At 46.8% G+C, this 16,619-nt stretch carries 18 protein-coding genes; 7 read left to right on the top strand and 11 right to left on the bottom strand.

The genetic code is table 11. From position 1 onward, the window contains the following. Positions 1-37 precede the first annotated feature (37 nt). A complete protein-coding gene (locus ABD892_RS15950) occupies positions 38-178 on the bottom strand; it encodes a hypothetical protein (RefSeq protein WP_345196903.1) in 141 nt (46 codons plus the stop codon). Between the two features lie 229 nt (positions 179-407). Between ABD892_RS15950 and ABD892_RS15945 the strand changes: the two genes are divergently transcribed. From ABD892_RS15945 to ABD892_RS15935, 3 genes are all read left to right on the top strand, one after another. Next, positions 408-1,172 (top strand): metallophosphoesterase, encoded by a 765-nt coding sequence (locus ABD892_RS15945; protein ID WP_345196902.1) that lies wholly within the window; start codon positions 408-410, stop codon positions 1,170-1,172. A gap of 360 nt (positions 1,173-1,532) precedes the next feature. Continuing rightward, positions 1,533-1,955 carry a LexA family protein gene (locus ABD892_RS15940; protein ID WP_345196899.1) on the top strand — a complete coding sequence of 141 codons (423 nt, stop codon included), beginning with the start codon at positions 1,533-1,535 and terminating at the stop codon, positions 1,953-1,955. Then, positions 1,952-3,256 carry a Y-family DNA polymerase gene (locus ABD892_RS15935; protein ID WP_345196897.1) on the top strand — a complete coding sequence of 435 codons (1,305 nt, stop codon included), beginning with the start codon at positions 1,952-1,954 and terminating at the stop codon, positions 3,254-3,256. Before ABD892_RS15940 ends, ABD892_RS15935 begins: the two co-directional genes overlap by 4 nt. Here the strand turns inward: ABD892_RS15935 and ABD892_RS15930 are convergent. After that, a complete protein-coding gene (locus tag ABD892_RS15930; RefSeq protein ID WP_345196896.1) occupies positions 3,216-4,943 on the bottom strand; it encodes a phosphoadenosine phosphosulfate reductase domain-containing protein in 1,728 nt (575 codons plus the stop codon). The genes ABD892_RS15935 and ABD892_RS15930 overlap by 41 nt on opposite strands. Positions 4,944-5,024: 81 nt before the next feature. Here ABD892_RS15930 and ABD892_RS15925 point away from each other — a divergent pair, with 81 nt between their 5' ends. After that, on the top strand, positions 5,025-5,156 hold the full coding sequence (locus ABD892_RS15925; RefSeq protein ID WP_345196895.1) for a hypothetical protein: 132 nt from the start codon (positions 5,025-5,027) through the stop codon (positions 5,154-5,156). Positions 5,157-5,189: 33 nt separating this feature from the next. Here ABD892_RS15925 and ABD892_RS15920 read toward each other — a convergent pair whose 3' ends face one another. From ABD892_RS15920 to ssb, 9 genes are all read right to left on the bottom strand, one after another. Next, positions 5,190-5,387 carry a hypothetical protein gene (locus ABD892_RS15920; RefSeq protein ID WP_345196894.1) on the bottom strand — a complete coding sequence of 66 codons (198 nt, stop codon included), beginning with the start codon at positions 5,385-5,387 and terminating at the stop codon, positions 5,190-5,192. Positions 5,388-5,735: 348 nt separating this feature from the next. Then, entirely contained in the window at positions 5,736-5,984 is a 249-nt protein-coding gene (locus tag ABD892_RS15915; RefSeq protein ID WP_345196893.1) for a hypothetical protein, read from the bottom strand. Positions 5,985-6,287: 303 nt separating this feature from the next. Continuing rightward, the gene (locus ABD892_RS15910; RefSeq protein WP_345196892.1) at positions 6,288-7,025 is read right to left on the bottom strand and encodes an N-6 DNA methylase; all 738 of its coding nucleotides are present in this window, start codon (positions 7,023-7,025) and stop codon (positions 6,288-6,290) included. A gap of 342 nt (positions 7,026-7,367) precedes the next feature. Next, positions 7,368-9,311 (bottom strand): BRCT domain-containing protein, encoded by a 1,944-nt coding sequence (locus ABD892_RS15905; protein WP_345196891.1) that lies wholly within the window; start codon positions 9,309-9,311, stop codon positions 7,368-7,370. A gap of 120 nt (positions 9,312-9,431) precedes the next feature. After that, positions 9,432-11,165 (bottom strand): PRTRC system ParB family protein, encoded by a 1,734-nt coding sequence (locus ABD892_RS15900; RefSeq protein ID WP_345196890.1) that lies wholly within the window; start codon positions 11,163-11,165, stop codon positions 9,432-9,434. A 151-nt stretch (positions 11,166-11,316) separates the two neighbouring features. Beyond that, positions 11,317-12,507, bottom strand: a complete 1,191-nt coding sequence (locus ABD892_RS15895; protein WP_345196889.1) for a hypothetical protein — start codon at positions 12,505-12,507, stop codon at positions 11,317-11,319. Positions 12,508-12,548: 41 nt separating this feature from the next. Next, positions 12,549-13,262, bottom strand: a complete 714-nt coding sequence (locus ABD892_RS15890) for a hypothetical protein (RefSeq protein WP_345196888.1) — start codon at positions 13,260-13,262, stop codon at positions 12,549-12,551. A 32-nt stretch (positions 13,263-13,294) separates the two neighbouring features. Then, positions 13,295-13,534, bottom strand: a complete 240-nt coding sequence (locus ABD892_RS15885) for a hypothetical protein (RefSeq protein WP_345196887.1) — start codon at positions 13,532-13,534, stop codon at positions 13,295-13,297. A 49-nt stretch (positions 13,535-13,583) separates the two neighbouring features. Continuing rightward, on the bottom strand, positions 13,584-14,018 hold the full coding sequence (gene ssb / locus ABD892_RS15880; RefSeq protein WP_345196886.1) for a single-stranded DNA-binding protein: 435 nt from the start codon (positions 14,016-14,018) through the stop codon (positions 13,584-13,586). 414 nt (positions 14,019-14,432) lie between these two features. On the opposite strand from ssb, the gene ABD892_RS27175 reads away from it, so the two are divergent. The 3 genes from ABD892_RS27175 (at position 14,433) to ABD892_RS15870 (ending at position 16,279) form a co-directional block, all read left to right on the top strand. Beyond that, positions 14,433-14,780 carry a type II toxin-antitoxin system HigB family toxin gene (locus tag ABD892_RS27175; protein ID WP_425559284.1) on the top strand — a complete coding sequence of 116 codons (348 nt, stop codon included), beginning with the start codon at positions 14,433-14,435 and terminating at the stop codon, positions 14,778-14,780. Continuing rightward, positions 14,777-15,253, top strand: coding sequence for a helix-turn-helix domain-containing protein (locus ABD892_RS15875; protein WP_345196885.1), 477 nt, complete (start codon positions 14,777-14,779; stop codon positions 15,251-15,253). Before ABD892_RS27175 ends, ABD892_RS15875 begins: the two co-directional genes overlap by 4 nt. A 126-nt stretch (positions 15,254-15,379) precedes the next feature. Further along, positions 15,380-16,279 carry a DsbA family protein gene (locus tag ABD892_RS15870; protein ID WP_345196884.1) on the top strand — a complete coding sequence of 300 codons (900 nt, stop codon included), beginning with the start codon at positions 15,380-15,382 and terminating at the stop codon, positions 16,277-16,279. Positions 16,280-16,619: the final 340 nt, after the last annotated feature.

Raw genomic sequence — 16,619 nt, 5'->3', positions numbered from 1 at the left:
AAATCAGGCTCGCCAATACGTAAGGTGACGGGGGTGTTCAAGTAGACCAGAATCGGTGTTCAAGTAAACCAGAATATGCAGCAATGACAGTGACATTGGAATCGCCTTCAGGGGTGATTGTGAGCGTCATTCTTGAAGCCCCAGCTTCCCGAAGCATGGTGGTAATTTGGTCGATCATTGATGTTCCCTCGTTGTGTTTACAGTTCTATTCTCCCACCTTCCTGAAATATGCAACTTGAGGAAAAATAGGGGGGAGATGGCAGGTAACCATCGCCCCAAAATTCATGGCCAGCCGTGATCTTGAAGGTTTTGTCATTCACAGTTCACGTGCTATCTCTCTATAGTGGCTGTATCTGCTACAGCGGTTGAAATAACGAAAATGACGAAATCAGTCAGGGATTTGTAACATGAAAATTCACGTTCTCAGCGATCTGCACCTTGAGAATTTTATGCATGCCATCAGGTTCAAAGCCTGTAAAGGAATACCTGTTGATGCAGTTGTGCTGGCAGGCGACATTGCTGAAGGCACTGACGGCATGGCCTATACAGAAGACTGGTATCCTGATACGCCCATACTCTATGTTCCTGGTAACCATGAATACTATGGCCATGAACTCAATACTATCAATCGACGCATGGAAGAATTCTGTCGTGATACACCCATTCATTTATTAAATCCAGGCGTTGTAGAGATTCAGGATACAGTCTTCATTGGATGCACACTTTGGACTGATTTTTGTCTATATGGCGAACAACAGGCAAATATGGCTCTGAGTGAAAGATGCTTGAATGATTACCGGCTGATCAGTATTGCTGACGATGAGGCTGAACGTATCCTGACACCTGAAGATACTTTGACTATTCATAATCAGCATCGGCTATTTCTAGAGACGCAACTGGAGGCATATCAAGAAAGGAGAATAGTCGTGATCACCCACCATTTGCCTTCAGAAAAATCCGTCAAGCGCAGTTATCGGAACGACAATCTGACGACAGCATTTGCTTCTTCACTGGATGACCTGATCACTCGCTTCCAACCAGCTCTGTGGATACATGGCCACAGTCACTATGGCGTAGATTACACGATAGGCAGTACAAGAGTTGTATCTAACCCCAGAGGTTATCCGGGGGAGTTTACTTATTTTGAGGATGATTTAGTGATAGAGGTATAATCAATTCGTGCCAGTTTTATTTTCCGGCCATCAGAAAACTCCTGTATCAAAATACCATCCCTGTCCATGTACGAAACCGGAAGGCCGGCGCTCCAAGAAGATGCGATTCCATGTTCAGCTGATTCCTTCACAGCAGTGTTCAATTCTTCAGTAGTTATATTGGATATGTGTTTGTCCATATTTCCTCGCATGAAACTATGACCAGGAGAGGCAAGGAACCAGGCTATCTTCGTCAAATTTCCTCACTCAATTTTGATGTTGGAGAACTGATTGTGTCAATTCAGCAGCAAAACACGTATTGACAGGATTTTGCTGCCAAACGACTATACTGTATACATATACAGCTATGGACGCTTTAAAATGAAACCTGTCATGCATAAGGTGGCAAAGAGTTTTTCAGAATATCCCTATTATGCATGCCCTGCGGCCTGCGGGTTTCCCAGTCCGGCAGCGGATTACCTGGAAGACCGCCTATCCCTGGACCAGCTGCTGGTTGAGCATCCGGCGGCTACGTTCTTTGCCCGGGCGCAGGGGGACTCCATGCTGGGAGCCGGTATCCATGACGGCGACCTGCTGATCATCGATCGTGCCCTGACCGCTCAGGACGGCGACATCATCATCGCCCTGCTGGACGGTGAGCTGCTGGTCAAGCGATTGTACCGCAGGCATGGCCGTGTTGAACTCCACTCTGAAAACACAGACTATTCCCCGATTATTATGGACGGCGACGCTACGCTTGATGTCTGGGGTGTGGTTATCCATGTGATTCATTCCCTGCGATGAGGCCGGTCATCGCCCTCTGCGACGCCAATGCCTTCTACTGTTCCTGTGAGCGGGTCTTTGATCCGACCCTGATTGGCAGGCCACTGGGTGTTCTCAGCAATAACGACGGCTGTATTGTCGCCCGAACCCCGGAGCTGAAAGCCCTTGGTGTGGCCATGGGCACACCGGCGTTCAGGGTGCGTCACTTGCTGGAACAGGGGGTGATTGACCTTCGCAGCTCCAACTATGCGTTGTACGGGGACATGTCATCGCGTTTCATGAGCGTGTTGGAACAGTTCAGTCCGAAGGTTGAGGTGTACTCCATTGATGAGGCGTTTGTGGATCTGGCGGGTTTTCCGGCAGACCAGCTTCATGGCATTGGCGCTGACATGAAACAGCGTGTGCAGCAGTGGACCGGCCTGCCAATTGGTGTAGGCATAGCCAATAACAAGACTCTTGCCAAATTAGCTAACTATGCCGCCAAGAATTACCCGGCCACTGGTGGCGTGGTGGATCTCACTGATCCTGTCCGGCAGCGACGGCTGATGGATATCACGCCGGTTCGTGAAGTCTGGGGCGTCGGTAGTCGGATTGGCAAACGGCTGGATCATTGGGGAATAAGGACAGCAGGAGAGCTTAGTAAGTGTAAGCCTGCATGGATACGCAAGGAGTTTTCTGTAGTGCTGGAGCGTACAGTCTGTGAGCTTCAGGGGGAGAGTTGTATTCCCTGGGAAGAGGAAATCACCGGTAACAAGCACCAGATCATATGTTCACGCAGTTTCGGACAGGCGGTCACTACTTTTGACGACCTGCATGCTGCATTAGTGAACTTTGTGGACAGAGCCTGTGAGAAGCTTCGCGCACAGGGAAAGTTTTCCCGTGAGGCTTTGATTATGATCCGCACCGATCCGTACCGGGATGCACCGCAACATAACGCAAATCTGACCCTAAGCATACCGGAGCCTACCTGTGACACCCGTCGATGGCTACAGCTTCTAAGGCCGGGGCTGGAGAAAATCTATCGGGAAGGTTTTTTGTATCGCAAGGCTGGCTTTATGTTGGTGGATCTCTGCGACGGTACTGGTTTTCAGGCAGACCTCTGGAGCGAGCATGTGCTGCCAGAAACACCAGCCATGATGACTGTGATGGACGCCATCAACCGTCGCTATGGGAAACAGACCCTAAAACCGGCAGCGGTTGGATTAAATGAAAGGCCATGGCATATGGCTCGTAAAATGCTGACCCCCCAATATACGACTAGGTGGTCAGATATTTTAAAGGTCAATGCAAAAGGTCAAAAGTATCCTTCAACGTTTCACTAGAAAGTCTCCCTACCAGCTTCTCACGGTTGTCCAGAACTGACCGTATACCGTGCCGATGAATCTGATTGGCCAGTCTCAGCATTCGGTCCATTTCGGCATGACCACCCTTGTTCAGCACAACAACCCCAATCCGGATGAGGAAATGTAGGCCAGCAGTAGGGCTTATCAGGTCGTCGCCATGATAACGATCAAGAGCAGAATCCAGTTCAAACTGAAAGAATAGTTCGGCGCCTTCAGCATCTACGTGGAATTCGTTATCAGTGTTGCAGTCAGTGAAATATTGTCCTTTTTTGACGATAGAATCCTCAATATCTAGGCTCAGAGTCATAAGATCCCGGAAACCAGCCGTCATGCTGTCGTAGTGATCATCAGCAAAGGGCAGATGGATCGGCGCGGGGAGTGGGGTCCTGGGATGCTCTGAAAAACTGCTAGGCGGATAGTATCTTTGTCCATAATGGAAAATATCACGATATAACCAGGATGCATGGAGTCCCTTTTGGTAGCCGTACCGGTTCCAAAGCACATCAATGGCAATAATTTCCTCTGGACTCAGAATTTGGAATCTAGGTTCCTGGTTGTTCCTCAGAGCCCACGCTTGCTCATCGGCATCAATGGACAATGCGAATTTCAGCAGTTCTTCGCAGAAAGCAGGGGAATAAGCATTTGGAGCTATAGCAATAGTCCCGTCATCATTAACTGTTCTGGCGAGCCAGTTGCGCTTTTCAGGGTTAAAATGGTTGGCTAAAAGGTAGTTTCTGAAATGGTTCAGTGGCCGCATATAGCTGTACTGGGGATCGACCAACATCGACTCCATGGATTTGTCTGAAGATACTCTTCCACACACCCAGCAGCCGAAGCGATTGCCGCAGGATGTCTTCCGTTGCTGACCGTCAGCATAGGCATTCACCATGCATTCGCCACCTTCCGCCCCCCTGTATACGCGCACAAGATCCTCAAAATCGGAATAGGACGGCAAAAGCTCTGATCGAACCAGGCCAATGGAGTAGAAGATGTCGTCGAGCGTGAAATCAGCAATTGGCGAAAGCACATATTCGCCGTTCTCGTTGGCTACAGGCAAGTCAGAACGCTCGCCCCTGCTTCTCATCGAAATCGCCCGGGCTTTACTTTCGTCGCGGCGTTTTCCTACAACAGAACAAATCCTGGCACCTTTCTTAACCCCCAGTTGTCTGAATATGCGGTTTTTCTCTTTGTTGATGGGGGAAACCTTGAGCATCTGCGAACATTTTGCAGACTTGCCTACACTGGCAATAGTTCTGCCTCCCAGAATATTAACCATATAGTTGTTGGACAGTGAAGGCCGAGCGATAGAAATCGTGGCAGGAATATTATTATCGGAGACAAACTGTTTAATCTTTTCTATTTCTATCTTTGCATAACGATCAATCTCAGGGTTCTCAAGACCAGTATCGCTTGAAATGATAGCCATTTTAGGAACGACTCTATTACCACTGGCATATTCTATGGCGGCATTGAGAATAACTGTTGTCATGACGCTGCTATCCTTGCCAAGGCTCGTGCAAATAACGAAATGCCAGCCTTCATCCCATAATTTATTGCAGCTTGATTTAACCTGTTCTATTTTTTCCTCTGTATCTACATTTTCAATAATATTGATTATTTCAGCTTCACCGGAACTGAAGTCGAAAGACAGGCTTGTGGTTTCCATACGTAATAACCTCTTTTGTTAAGGTTATTAACTCATGAGGCTAAAATAATGCAATTCCTTAATTATCATAAGGAGGCCGTTATGCCTGAAGAATACGAAGAAGATGAAGATGAAGATGAAGATGATGAAATATACGAGGTAGATGAAGATAGTGATGATGAAGAGGCTAGAGATCGAGCATCTTTTCTTGAATACATAAGGAAAAATTACTAGAAATAAGAATGGCGCCACGATAGGCGCCATTATCTATTTCAGGTTAGGACGTTTGAACCAACCCCTTACAAACGATTCTGCTTTTTGAGCATCGTTATATTTTTCCATCGCAAAGCGAAAAACATCACTACGGTTAGAATCTTTGCGAATATCTGTTGATGGCCTCGGTATCTTAGGTTTATGGCCACAATCAGCAATGGCAAAATCAAAACTAGACTGCTCTTCCTGCATGAAAATATTAACCTCTATCCTCTATCCTCTATCCTCTATCCTCTATCCTCTATCGGCAACCTGCGATACTGACAAGCCCGAAGAACCTGGCTGCTGATATATTTTATCACTTCGGCTTTTGGCGCAAATATTGAAGTAAAACCACATAAAAAAACAACCCTTTGTAGTGCCTCTTTTCTTAGGTTTGCCAGCAAAGATATTGCCTGAGAGGACATCCCTTTGTGTATGAGTATGGCAAACTCCGTACACTCAGAATGGTTAAGGATGCTATCAGGTAGACTGGCGGTGGAATCAAAAGATTCAGGTGATTCCTGGCAGTTCTGAAACAAGTCCATGACGCCCCCCTTTTTAAAGTGCCTGAATGGTATTTAACAGGTGAAGCTCGGGTTCTACGGGGCAGCTTAAAACCCCCTTTTTAAAATTGTTTTCTTCCTCGTCATCATCCCAAACCTCAACATACCACATGGGATCAACCGGGTTCAGCTCGTCGGGATAAATACGATTAACCTTTAGGGCGCTATCGTTGGCGAACTCAATCCCGCAAGAAAAGGCTTCAGCGGCATCGCACGTTGCAAACTCAAAAATGGTAATGCTCATTTGAAAAACCTGCTTGTTTGTTGGCTCTAAAGGTATTGTCCCTTAAACTGAAATAATGCAAGCCCCACCAATAGCAGGGCTTCGAACATTAAGACGCAGCCGGAAGCGTGGGATATTCAAAACTGTCAATTATTGACATTACCGTTTCTATCGCTGATGCCCTGTCAATTACACGGTCAGGCTGTTCTGAACAAAGGATTGCTTTTCCAGATTCGATATCAGTCACTTCTATACGTCCTGAAGCAGACAGGCTGAAGACGCTACCCGTGATATCGTCCAAAAATATAACTTCCATACTGCCCCCTAAAGATTGACTACCCAGCCCCAATCAAGCTCAGCACCAATGCTACCACCATTGGTATTGATAGGAATATCATCAACAATATCGGCGTCATTATAATTCTGAAAACCAATGAAAAATTCCATTTCGGACATCGGACCAAGTGCATTACCACGATACACTTTCAGCCCTGCAATCTCATCCTGGTGTATTAGCAAGTTACTTAAAATCTGTATGGCCGACATTTTCACGCAAGTACGATCAATATCAACCATCGTGAAATCTAGTTTTGAAAGTAGCGTAGGATATTTTTCTTTCACTGACGATAGCATTCCGAGAACCATTGCGCCGCTGCCGCATGTCGGTTCACTAATTCTCAAGACCTTTTTTTCAGGAAAGAAATTTCCGGTTATTAGGTCATGGTTGGCAATATCAGACATTAGTTTGCAGACATGAAAAGGAGTAAAAAACTGACCGAGACACTTTTTATGTCCTCTCCCGGACAAATTCATATAAATTCCGCCGAGCAAATCTACATATGGACAATCAATAACGGCCTGTGCATACATTCTCCCCAATTCAAATAACTGTTTACGCTCGTTATCATCAATGGGGCGATAGTGTTTACCGTTGTTCACTCCGAAGCCTGTTAAGAGATCGTCCAAAAATAACGAAAAGAAATTATCTGATGAAAGGTTCCAGAATCTATCTAATTTTGAAGATAGAGAGTCTATGTGATGTCGGCTTTTCTCTATTGACATGAATACGCCTCCTTATGGCGTCTTCATTATCTATTATTTAAAAAATATGCAAGTTTGATCAAAGCCTTTTATAATCTGACAATCTGAAAACCTCATCAGATTCATTTTCCGTAATTAGGTTGTATGCACCGAGGGAGAAGCCAATGTAGAAACACCTACATTGGCTTTGTTTTGATGCGTATCAATAAAGACCGCTGCTAAATACGTAAACTGTGCGCCGCTTGAATGATAAATTTGTGCCGACCTGTCCTTAGATCGGCCTTTTTTGTTGTTTTACTCTTAGTAAACCCCCTTATCAGGCCGGTTACATGAAATCCCGCACAGGTTAAGACCGGCCTTTTTTTACATCACAAAAGCGAACAAATCATCCTGATTGTCAATTTCTGACAATGAAGATTCTGTGTCATCAAGCACTTGCTGTTGTTCTACTCGAACCAGAGTTAGAAACGCATCCTCAGAAATCACTTCAACACCGAGAAATTGCGCTTTTGCCAGTTTGCTACCGGCTGATTCACCACAAACCAGCATATCGGTTTTCTTGCTCAAAGAACCTGATGGTTTCCCACCTGCTGAAATAATCAAATTGTGAATGTCCGTGCGAGAACCGTGAGACAGCTTGCCGGTCACAACGATGGTTTTGCCTGTGATAGCAGTTCTTGTTGCCGGTGCAGATGTATCGTCTTGCGCTGATGCCGTCACAAGACACCAAGGGTGTGCCAGAACAGCCTTAATCTCGTCAAGATTCTTCTCTCTGCCTTCGATGATGCTGGAAGCGGCAACCAGTCCGATCCCTTCAACACCAAGCAGATAGCTCTCTGTCATCGTCAGAAATTCCTCCAGGGAAATATTCTCCAGTATTCGACGGCTTGTACCCCGTCCAAGACAATGAATCCCGAAGGCTCCAAGGAGGCGCCAGTCCTCAAGCGGTGTCTGGAACGCATTCTGGATGGACGTATACAGGTTTTGGGCAATGCCTGTACTTATCCCAACATTCTCAAAATCAGCGATGGTCATGCTCAAAATGGTAGAAACAGAGGTGATATCCGATGACACCAGCCTGTCAATAACTGACGACCCGAAGCCCTTAATATGCTCAACGGTGGTGAAAAAATGCTTAATCGAGGAGCCGGAGCGTGCAGAGCAATCCGTGTCTTCTGGACAATAGAGAAAATCGTTATTCCAGACCAGGCGAGTAGAACAGCATGGGCAGTGCTCAGGCACGTCTGGGATCACTTTCTCTACAACCTTGGTTACATACGGGATGACCTCGCCAGACCGGACAATCTCAACCCGCGCGCCTTTTCCAATCCCTTTTGAGAGAATGTTAGCGGCATGATGGCCGGTGACATTTGAGATAACAGCGCCGGAAAGTTCTGTTGGCTCAATCTTGATGACGGGAGAGACTTTTCCGGTTCTTCCCACCTGCCATGAAACACTCTGTACTCTGGCCAAGGCGGTTTCTCCCCGCACTTTCTTGGCCAATTGCCAGTTGTGGTGATGGCTTGTGCTTCCGAGCAAGTCCTTGATGGAAGAATCAGCAAATTCGAGGACTATGCCGTCAGTTGGATAGTCGATATTGGTCAGTTCGGCATACGCATCGTCAATATTCGACAAGAGGTTTCCGGCACCACCATGAGCAGCAAACGTCAGACTTTTGAGTGTCGAAAACGGACGGAAATGAATTGCCCCAGCTTTTAGAGCAGCAGCAATAGCAGGCTCAACCGTTTCAGCAGCAACAGCACCAACGACGACATTTCGCGGGTGCTTGTACTGGCCTGCAAGATGGGCTTCAAAATAGGATTTTGTCAGTACGATTTCGCCGGTTATTTCGCCTTCGGCATCGCCATGAAGCATCCGAACTCCCTTTTGCACCGAGGGTGTCAGATCGCTCCCCCAAAGACCGTTTCCGCGACTCACCAGACGTTTATTTGATAAGCGAGCCGCCATGCCATCCAGTTTGGGAGTCATCCGAATCTCAAGGCAGCTTGTATCCAAGCCTGCGGCTTCAGCCGCACTAACTGATTTCGCAATCCACCGTTCAACATCGTCAACGGCATATGCCTTTTGAGTCGAAAGCATGGGTGTTGAATGCTTCACCCTGCTTTCAGAAAACACGGGTTCGACTTCAACACTGGAGAGGAACGGGTTTGCCGGATCAATGTCCCGTAGTTGTTCCGAGAGCAAGTCATATTCCGAATCGGAAATAATCGGCTGTCCTGCACGATAGGCGTCGTTTGCTATTGTCAGCCTATCAACGAGCGTCTGAGTATTGATATTTGTGTTCAAAATTGCCCCCTAACCGATTGAAATATCGCAGCTACTTTCTAGGGTCAGAATACGGGATTCCATGAATATGCAAGTCAAAAAAAGCCTGTCCGAAGACAGGCTAAACAGGGGAGGGGGGACTTAATTCTTGTTTGGAATGAGTTTCAGCATTTCAGCCGGTGCGTGATGGCTCCAATCGAATTTGAAGCCGATGACTCCTTTCACAAATTCAGCCTTGCTACCTGCTGCCAGCTTCTCAAACGCATTGTCACCGTGAGCAATGTCGTAAGCTGTAGACAGTCCTACCTGATTGCAAAGGGCGATCAGCCCGTGCTTGGTTAATTTGGACAATGAGGCTTTTTCTGGCTTCCATGCTTCGATCACTTTCTGCTCTGCATCGTCAAGAACTGACAGGCATCCGATCATCAGGTCAGTGAACTCATGGTCTGGCTGATTGTTGTCGGCGGACTCGCTGGCCATGAAAGCGATGGCTGCATTGATCTCATTCTGGATGAGCTTAATGTCCAGAGAGACACAAGCCTGAATCATGGCATTGAAGCGGGTAGCCCCTTTCAGGGCATCAATAGAAGGCTTGTAGCCTGAAGCCTTACAAATGCTGGCCAGCATCACTCCGAGCTTGAAACCTGCATTGTTGAGCATGTGGGTGGCGCTGATTTGCCGTACCTGCCCACGGTAATCTTCAATGACGGCCTTTGGTGTCTTCTGTTCTATCTTGGCGGCTGCTTTTTTCTCAGGAGCGGTATCGACCTTAGCGGCTCCTGCGGGTTTGTCTGTGGCATGTACCTTGGGTGCCTTCAGACTATCTTTGAATGCCTTGACGCATTTCCGGTGACACTCAGAATCAATGCACTGATCGGGGATAATGCTTCCGCAATCGTTGTTAATGCCGTCTTTGAGGATAACGGCGTTCTTGGCGCATCCGGTACAACCAGACTGGTACTGATCGGCACCGACATTGGCGGGGGAGACTGTAAACCGGTCAGATTCCGGTTTCTCGATGGCAATCAGTACTGTGCCATATTCTGCCTCAAGCTCTGGCTTGCGAACCTCATTCAGCCATTGTTCGGTCTTGGCTTTGAAGCAGGGCAGGTTCCCGCATTTGGCCTTGCCTACGTGGGTATCAAAGAGGCCAGATTGGAGGTCAGAATTGTGTTGGCATTTCTGGCAGTCTGTGACATCAAACTTTGCAGTAGACAGGAGTCGTTGCGCTTTTCCGGCACGTTCCCGCAGCTTTTCAACCGTCCATTTTTCAGCAATGATTTTTTCCAGAGTGCCTTCTTGCAGTTTGTGCGTGAACTGAGACAGGATTTCGGCGTGTCCCAGCTTAATGCTGCCATCGTCCAAAGCTGACAGCACGACTGGAGCGCATGACATGATAACCAGCCTTGCCCTGACTTTTGCCGCAGTCCAGCCGAGAGATTTTGCCGCTTCTTCTACGTCGCCGTCGTACAGCGAGACATAGCGTTGTGCTGCCACGGCTTCATCAAAGAATGAAAGGTCTTCACGATTGATGTTTTCAGACAGGCCAATCGCAATAGCCTCTTTGTCATCCACCCGTTTGATGGTGGCCGGAATATCAGAAATTCCGAGTTCTTTTGAGGCTTCCCATCGTCCATAACCCGCCAGAATTTCAACCCTTCCAGACTGGTCTGGATGAGGGCGAACGGTGATACCGTTAATAACACCATGCCGACTAATATCGTTTTTCAATTCAGTGAATTTCTTATCGTCACGCTTGCGGCGCACGTTCTTCAAATGAAATTCATCAATATCAGACAATGGAATACGCATTACGGAACCATCGGAAACGGAAGCGTAATTAAATTGATTGTTAATGCTGATTGCGGCTTGCATATTAAATCCCTCAAAAGAAGTGCTTTCTGAATTCCAATTTCAGTGTATCGAAGAATCTAAATATGCAAGCGTCGGCGGAACCAAAAAATATAAAAGGGCTAGAATGTTGTGAGCATTCTTGCCCTTTAAAATAAACCAGAAGGTTATTCGTTCATATTTGCTTTTTGTGAACTATATCCTTCAAGTCGTCCATGCTAACCTCTACGACTTCAGCTAGTATCTTGCTATCGGTGTCACCTAGCTCTTTCGGTAGCAGAAGTTTCACTATTTTCTGACGGTTTACCTTCGGGTGTGTGAATAGACAGAAATATTTAGCCTTTGAAAAAGCTGCGGGTTTCGCGTCACGACACCCCCAAAAGTCAGCCGGTATCATTAGTGGTACATAATGGACAGCACGATGCATGCTGGCAAACGGATAAAAATGAGAGTCTGCAAAGATATACACATTTTCGATTTTTGTAAATTTCAAACGTATAAGGAACGAGCGTTGAGCCATGCTGTCAAAGTATGACTTTGCACTATGATCGTCATTCGCATCTTTCAGGAAGGATACTATAAGTACTGGTTTATTATCTTCATCCGGATAGCTTCTGGTTTCAAGGCCAAAGCTATCAAATACCTGTTTGGCTCCTTCGTGTTCGATGCTCCAGTTAAGGTTTACGGAAACCTGGTAGAAGCGATCATCGTCATTATATTCATCAACTGACACAACTGAGGCTGAAACAGAGGTATTTAGAACTGGCTTTAATAGTTCTTCACGCATTATGCTCTCGTTGAACTCTTTTTTTGCTGTGGTCTGTAATGCCATTTCCTTGAATGTGAGATGGGGAGAGACTGCACTTTTAGAGGTTTTGCTGTCACTAGCGGTAGTGTCAATTTTAAACTGACGATGTAGGTCAGCATTTTCTTTTCTGAGCATGGCTAACTCTTCCTTGAGTTGATTCTCGGTTTCCAGGCTGGTTGCCTTATCCAAGAGGACGGTTTTGTTGATGGTTGCTGTCGCTGTCATGTTCAGAACCGTGCGATTGTTCGAATTGACTGTCACAGTTTCCTTAACGTCGGAAAGCGTCATCAACGAACTGGTTATGACACGGATATTTTCATCCAGCTTGCCGTTGGAAACGGTAGATGTGCCGGAAACGAGAGAACCAAATCGATCACTGGCTTTTTGCTTGATCCTGAGTTTCACAATCAGCCTGGCCTCGACCATTGTTTCCGAGTCGCCCAAAACATAGCTGTCGGAGACCTGAACAGATTCAAACTGTGGCGTGGTAGCGCCTGCGAGCGTTGAAAGAAAAAAAAGACCAGAGAAGATAACAACCCTGAAAGAAAATGCGGACATCCTAACCCCCCGGTGCGGCATCACTGCCGCACAAACTGATATTAGATACTGGAACCGTCTACTTGTTGACTCCGGGTTTCCGGAGCAATGGACTCGTCTGGACTGGTGTTTTCTGCCTTCTCTATTGCTTGCTGCCGGCGCTTCTCAATTCGGCGTTCTAGGTCAAGAAATGCAGCCTGTATTTTCTGGTCTGTGGACTCTGAAAGTTGCTGCTGAATAATGGCGTTGTACTCGTCGTATGGCATTTTCAGGAGTACGAAGCTGTAGTACATGCCGTTAATGCTGATGGTCTCGCTTTTCACTGTGTCGTAGCCGACAACTGGGATATTTGTCACCAGTTTGTCGATCAGGGCCTCATACTGCTTGGTTATCCCACCGCTGTTTTCCTGCGTGTACAAACGTTCGCTGCCGCTGATTTCCTGGCTGATGGTTTTGGCGAGTTCAAACTCTGCATCAAGCTTGGCAACTTTTCGTGAGTTGCTGAGTGAGTCTGATCTTCCCATGCCGGTGCCAAAAAAGCCGGTAGCATCAGCCGGCAATGGCTCCATTGCCCAGGATGGGATCTGGCCAAGCAATGACTCGTTTTTGCGTTGAGCCTTGGTATTTTGTTCCTCTACATACTGCTGTTTGAGTTCCTCTGCCTTCAACTGATCTTCCATTAAGCTCTGTTGAGTGCTGGATGCGCACCCGGCCATAAATAGAAAGCAGATTGCCGGAAGCAGGCCGGTTGGCTTGTGGAGTGTAATGGCTGACATAGTTGCCCCCTTGAAGTGATGAATGTCGTATTCTACTGAGGCTTCAAACGGAACAATTGACAGCAAACAGCCTTCAGTATTTCTTTTTCGTTTTTTTGGATTGCTGCGAGACTTGAAGCTCTCGCGTTATAGCTCGTCACGCGAGCGCGGCTATACCCTTGGGATTCTCTGTATTGGTGGTAGCTGGTATGGCATTTGTCGAGTCGTCGCTGCGTACTAATCAAGCGGTTGAGCGCATCTCTCAATTCGATCAGATCGGCAATATCTTCCATATCTCCCCCGGTGTTAGAGAAAGCCCCGCAGAAAGCAGGGCTAGATTTTTCAGTAGGGTATGTCGTCCGAGAACTGGTCAAAATCCCCCTGTTGCTGTTGGGGAGCTTGCTGGCGCTGATTATTGCTTGCCTGCTGATTGGCCGAATCCAGCATTATCATCTGGCCGTTCAGCCCGACAACAATCTCCGTGGTGTAACGATCCTGGCCTTGTTGATCCTGCCATTTGCGGGTTTGCAGCTTGCCCTCAACGAAGACCTTGCTGCCTTTGTGAAGATACTCCTGAGCAATTTCAGCCAGCTTCCCGAAGATCACAACACGGTGCCACTCGGTTTTCTCAACCTTGTTGCCTGTCTGCTTGTCCTTGTAGGACTCGGAAGTGGCGATGCTGATTGTGGCGACGGCGCTACCGTTTGGCGTGTACCGAACTTCAGGTTTGTCGCCCAAGTTGCCGATAAGCTGCACTTTGTTGAGTGAACGAGACATTGGTTTTCTCCCCTTGGCTTAATGTCTGGTTTCTATTTTACGGAGAACGGAAATAATGCAAGTCGGTCTTTTCCGAGTATCCACAATTTCGGTGGATAACCCTGTGTGATTTGCAGGAAAAGCCTATTTCTGCTGAGAAAGAAAAAAGTCAAGCATTTGAGTGAGAGAGGTGAGGGTGTACTGCCTCCATCGCCATCGTTTCATTGTCAATAATTGACGGTATACAATCATATGTCCTAAATGGACAAAGATACCCAACCTGAACCACCGACGTTGCCGGAAAACTGGGTGTCAACACCCCGACTGATCTCAGATTTCGAGGATTGTTTGAACCAAACAGGCTTGATAATGGTCTATATTTAAAAATATTACATATTGCGATATAATGCTCTAGAGTATTAGGGCATATACATCGTGCGTATTATAACGGAAACACGAATCAAGCAGGCCATAGAAGATAACCCTCAGTGGGCACGGGGTCTGGAATTATGGCGGTCAGTCTTTCGTCAAAAGGGGATCTCTTTTGAGTCCTTCGAACAGATCAGGCAGGTCTGGAAGGAGGCCAGTGGCTGGAATACGGATAGGGTTCCTGCCAGGCGGCTGAAAAATGAGTCTACTACCGGTGATTTGTACATTTTTGACATTCACGGTAATGACTGTCGTGTTGTCTGCCTCCTACGTAAGGTTGGCAACATATTTTACGTCCGCGAAGTCATGTCACATGCAGACTATGACGAGTGGTGTAAGAGGAACATCAAATGAAGAAGTCAATGATCAAAAAATCAGCACCCAAAGTCGATATGCAAAGCTTCGCTGCGGTCTTCGCTGATATGACTGTAGAGTTGACTGACATTATTAATAGTGGGATGAACATAATCCACTACTGCACAGCGCCAATTGAAAGTGAAGAAGAGTTGCTTGAACGTGCTGAGGTTATGGATGGTATGTTTGATATGGCGAAATCTGAAACAGATATTGTCATCTTGTTTGCTACAGCTATCGCAGATCGCATTGAAGAGTATGAAAAGGAAAACCTCGTTTTCCCATCCGGTAGCCAAGGAGAGAAGCTTGCATTCCTAATGAGTCTCAAGGGTGTTAAGCAGAAAGATCTTGCAGAGATTGCACCTCAGAGCGTGATCTCTGAGATTATTAATAACCATCGCAAAATGACCGTAGAGCATATCAAAGGCTTTTCAGTGTTCTTCAAAGTCCCATTTGACTACTTTATAGAGTAGGCTGGCAGCACTGCCCATTTTTTTGCACTAACTATTTACTCACCGTTCAACAATATTGAACGGTGCGGGAAAAATGATATTCCAATCTGTGTATTCTCCCAGTTCATTTCGAATCGGGTGTTTCACATGTCTGACATCAAACCCAAGTTTTGCTTGAAAAAGGCGCTTCCACTAGGCCTGACCGCAATACTGGCCGCTACTGCGTCATCTGTACTGACCGTGAACCTGATGCAGCCAATGGACGACCAGCAGGAAGCATTAGTGCTTGATCGCCAAGCGGTTAAGACGATTGTTCGTGAAACGGTTGCTGAGGAAGTCTCGACCCAATCGGTAACGAACGTGAACATAACGCAAACAACAGAAGGTCAGGAGAAAGAGATCCTTGATCGCCAGACAGTCCAGCTTATTATTCGTGAAACGCTTGCCGAAGAACCCGAGATTCTTATCAAGTCGGTGGAGAATCTACGCAAAACCCACCTGAAAAAACAGGCAGAAAAGGAGAAAGAGCAGATCAGCCAGGTTCAGGAGATGTTGGAGAAGACATCCGCACCATGGGCGGGATCTGACAGCAAAGATGCTGTGACGATTAACTACTTCAGCGACTATAACTGTGGCTACTGCAAGAAACAGGCGAAGGTGTTCAGTGATCTGTTGTCCAAAACTGACAATATTAAAGTGGTCTATAACCCGTTTCCGATTTTTGGGCAGGCATCTGAGAAAGCTGCTGCTGCAACCATGATGGCTTGGCAGAAAGGACCAGCTCAATTCCTCCAGGTTCACAATGCGCTTATCAGCCATGAGGGACGTATTACCGATGATGTTGTAACAAAGGCATTGTCAGATGTAGACATAGATGCCCTGGGAGCCAATTTCTCTGGTGCTGAAAATGCTGTCAGAGCCAATCAAGCACTGGGGAAAATGCTGAAGCTGGAAGGAACGCCAGCCTTGTTGATCAACAACAAGTTGTACAGAGGCTTCATGGACGCCAATGCGCTAACCGAGGCCATTGGCAGCGTCAAAAGCTGAAAGATGCCAACCCTTTAAGTTGACCAGTATTTCCGATCAGGAGTCGTATTGTGAGCGAATGCGTTGACCCAAAACCCTTCAAACCTGCTGTTAGCATGCAGAACGTGACAATTAAGGCGGAATCGATCCAAAGCAAGGCGATAAAATATGCCTGTTTCACGCTATTCGGCTTTTCTCTGTCTCTCTTCACTTACGTTTGGGCGCCAGAGATCTGGGGAAGACTCGCCAGTGCAGTCTTCACACTGATTGCCTGACATCTGTCAGCACCGATTTAAAATGTCCACCTTTCACCGATCCAAAATGACCTGTGTGAGATGATAATCTAATCAGATTATCGTAG

Source organism: Kistimonas scapharcae, assembly GCF_039540975.1.
Taxonomy (GTDB): domain Bacteria; phylum Pseudomonadota; class Gammaproteobacteria; order Pseudomonadales; family Endozoicomonadaceae; genus Kistimonas; species Kistimonas scapharcae.
This window is presented reverse-complemented; position numbering and strand designations above follow the sequence as displayed.